Annotated in this window: 3 protein-coding genes and 1 pseudogene; all 4 read left to right on the top strand. The window is 39.3% G+C overall.

The features are described from left to right. Window positions 1–352: 352 nt before the first annotated feature. Window positions 353–490 (top strand): annotated as a pseudogene (locus PAT3040_RS40135) (hypothetical protein); the annotation flags it as partial. A 203-nt stretch (window positions 491–693) separates the two neighbouring features. After that, on the top strand, window positions 694–1,134 hold the full coding sequence (locus PAT3040_RS40140; RefSeq protein WP_373863975.1) for a transposase: 441 nt from the start codon (window positions 694–696) through the stop codon (window positions 1,132–1,134). Between the two features lie 350 nt (window positions 1,135–1,484). Next, window positions 1,485–2,039 carry a hypothetical protein gene (locus tag PAT3040_RS26220; RefSeq protein WP_108995007.1) on the top strand — a complete coding sequence of 185 codons (555 nt, stop codon included), beginning with the start codon at window positions 1,485–1,487 and terminating at the stop codon, window positions 2,037–2,039. 235 nt (window positions 2,040–2,274) lie between these two features. Beyond that, window positions 2,275–2,772 carry a hypothetical protein gene (locus PAT3040_RS26225; protein ID WP_146200560.1) on the top strand — a complete coding sequence of 166 codons (498 nt, stop codon included), beginning with the start codon at window positions 2,275–2,277 and terminating at the stop codon, window positions 2,770–2,772. The last annotated feature ends 209 nt before the right edge of the window (window positions 2,773–2,981 follow it).

Consider the following 2,981-nt stretch of genomic DNA (forward strand, 5'->3'; position numbering starts at 1 on the left):
AGGAGAAGGTGCAGGAGACCCTCGCGCATATTCATACGCTCACACAGCAAGAAGCTGGCGAATACACAGTGGCAAATCAGATGAACTTTCTGGCCAGATCGAAGAAACATCCGTCATGCTGAAAGAACAAGTGGAAAACTTAACCTAACAGATCGCTCAGGCAAGCGACAGCGAAGCGAGGAAATCTTTACGTAAAGAGCGCAGTGCCTGAAAGCAGCCACTGAAACAAATCCGGGAGGACATTCTTCCAAGGCTCGCCAAATATGAGCAGCAGAAAGGCTGCTTTGGCGATAGGAACAGCTACTCTAAAACCGATCCAGATGCCACGTTTATGCGGATGAAGGAAGATCGCATGAAAAATGGCCAACTGAAGCCGGGGTACAATGTGCAGATGGCGACAGAAAACCAGTTCATTTTGTTTTACAGCATCCACCAGCGACCTACCGATACGCGCTGCTTCATCCCGCATATGGAGCGACTGGGCGCGTCTTCTTTGCCGATGCCCAAAACGGTGGTTGCCGATGCGGGCTATGGAAGTGAAAAGAACTATTTGTATGCGATAGGGGAGGAAAAGGAGCCGCGATTTGATTTTCTCATTCCCTATGGCAGCTTCATGTTTGAGAAACACGTTGTTACAAGAAGGACATTCGGCATGCCTCTAACTGGACGTATGAGGAGTGGGAGGATCGATTCATTTGCCCGAATGGCCGTTACGTTCGCTTTAAGAAATACCAAACGAAGAAAAACGTATCTGGTTTGGAACAAAGCTTCAAGCAATATGAATGTGAAGATTGCAGCAACTGCCCCTTCAAGCCCGCATGCACCAAAGCAAAGGGGAACCGCCAAGTACACTGGAATACCATTTGGGAAGAGTTAAAAGCAAAGGCCAAAAAAGCCCTTGAGGATGACGAAAAATCCGTGATCTATGCTCGGCGTAAAGTCGAGGTAGAAAGCGTATTTGGTCACATCAAGGGCAACCGGTCGTTCCGACGGTTCTCCTTGCGAGGGCTAGGCAAGGTTCACACGGTGTTTGGGATTGTGGCTTTGGCCCACAACTTACTAAAAGTGGCGGGCATCCGCCTCGCTGCAATTCTGCAACAGCAGGTGACACAAAAAGGTTGGACGGAAAACTAGCAGCGGTCTGTTCTTTATGTGTTTTAATATATTTTATCATAATCGGCAAAAGAGGATGCGACATTAATAGTCGCACGGTACATTATGTACCTTTTCAAGGAAGTTTAGAACGAACTTCTCTTTTACAACCTCTGGACCGATTTAATTAATTTTCGGTCCGGACTAGGATAACAACAAATATCCAACGACCAATTTTGATCGCCATCCGGATTCCTCCTCTCAGGTGGAATGAATTAATATTACGCAAAAATGAGACCATCAAACAAGAGACAGTTGATGGATGTCCTATATAATTATTTGTAGAATTCTGGTAGAATAGTCCCGTAAAGTAGAAATGGGAGGGTCTGAAATTGAGCGATAAAAAAAATGCAATTGAAGCAGTTGTTAATTTCTTGAATGATGATTCTAAAAGAATACTTTTAGTGCGCGGGTACGACAATGATGCAAAATTAAAAGTTGTCTTGTCGTGTTTAAATAAAGAGTTTGACAGAGGGATTATTAGAACATCTTCTATGTCTGACATATCAGATTTTATAAACCGTGCTTTTGATAAAAAGTTATTGCCAGACTCAATTAAGTCAACAACAACTTATCAGTTGGGCAGAATGACTGTTAATATAAACAGTTACGTAACTTCCACCAGAACCAATCCTCTAGGCAATGAAAGTTGCTTTACTTTATTTTTTCCTGTTCAAACAGTCTTAGATGATCCTAAGCGATATCAGAATTTTTTGATTGAGCTCGAAAAGGTGAAATCAAGGAAAGTTATATTAATTACTACAAATGATTGGAGTATAGATAAATGGGACATAGCGAGTAAAGTGGATGAGGTTTATTTCTACAGTGTAGAGAATGACAATCCTCGGATCATGGCTAATTTAAGGAGAAACGGAGAGATTGTATAGCAACGTTTCAATGAGTAGTAAATACTCTCGCTTTAATTGAGATCCGATCATCAATTATTTCACCTTTTTTTCTGATGGCACTAATAGAGGGTAAAAAACATTTTTATTGAGGTGTATCTTTGAACAGAAGAGAACATAACAAATTGATTAATTCAGTAATATGGTCCATTGTTGTCCTATTACTTTTGATGGGCTTCGGAATTGTTTCCGGAGCGCTTTATTTAATTTTTCCTCAATGAATCAGCAAAATCAATTTATTAACGGCATTTTTAGTGCATTAGGTGGTATAACAGGAGGATTACTTACTTTTATAGGTGTTAATATGACTCTTAATGCACAAAGAAAACAAAAGGCTCAAGAGAACATTGAAGCTAATAGAGCGTTACGTATCACATACCAGTTAGTTGTTTTAAACATGTTGGACCAGATGGAGAGAGCATTCGAAGCAGAGATGCTAGACCAGCAAGATCCTAATATAATTGGCTATTTGCCAAATCAGTTCATCGTACCTATGGAAACATTAATAAGAAATATAAATGACTCATTATTTCCGACAGATGCAGATTTATTATTTAGAAAGATAACAATGATTCAAAACATATATTATAGTGGTGGTTCGTTAAGAAGTGATGTGAATAAATTGAGTTACAAGAAACATATAGCACTTATTTATGACAATATTCTCTCATTAAATGATCTCCTTAAGAAGAAACACATGAGTGGTAATTTATAGTCGTGAAATATCAGTAATAGAGGAGATCAAAATTTACCTTCACAATTCATTAATTGAAAAAATTAGAGAAATTGTGACTTATGGTCTTCCACAAATGACTGAGGAAGTCACAAAATTAGCAAAATAGGTGATTTGAAGGAAGTTGAAACTATTAAGCCCCCTAATTAAGTTGGAGAGTACTAGTGGAAATAAAGTACAATCTTGAAAGA

The sequence above is a fragment of the Paenibacillus agaridevorans genome, assembly GCF_003112455.1.
GTDB classification, from domain to species: Bacteria; Bacillota; Bacilli; order Paenibacillales; family Paenibacillaceae; genus Pristimantibacillus; species Pristimantibacillus agaridevorans.

Coding starts and splice junctions, on each gene's coding strand:
- PAT3040_RS26225 (WP_146200560.1), top strand. CDS start 2,275: ATGAATCAGCAAAATCAATTTATTAACGGCATTTTTAGTGCATTAGGT.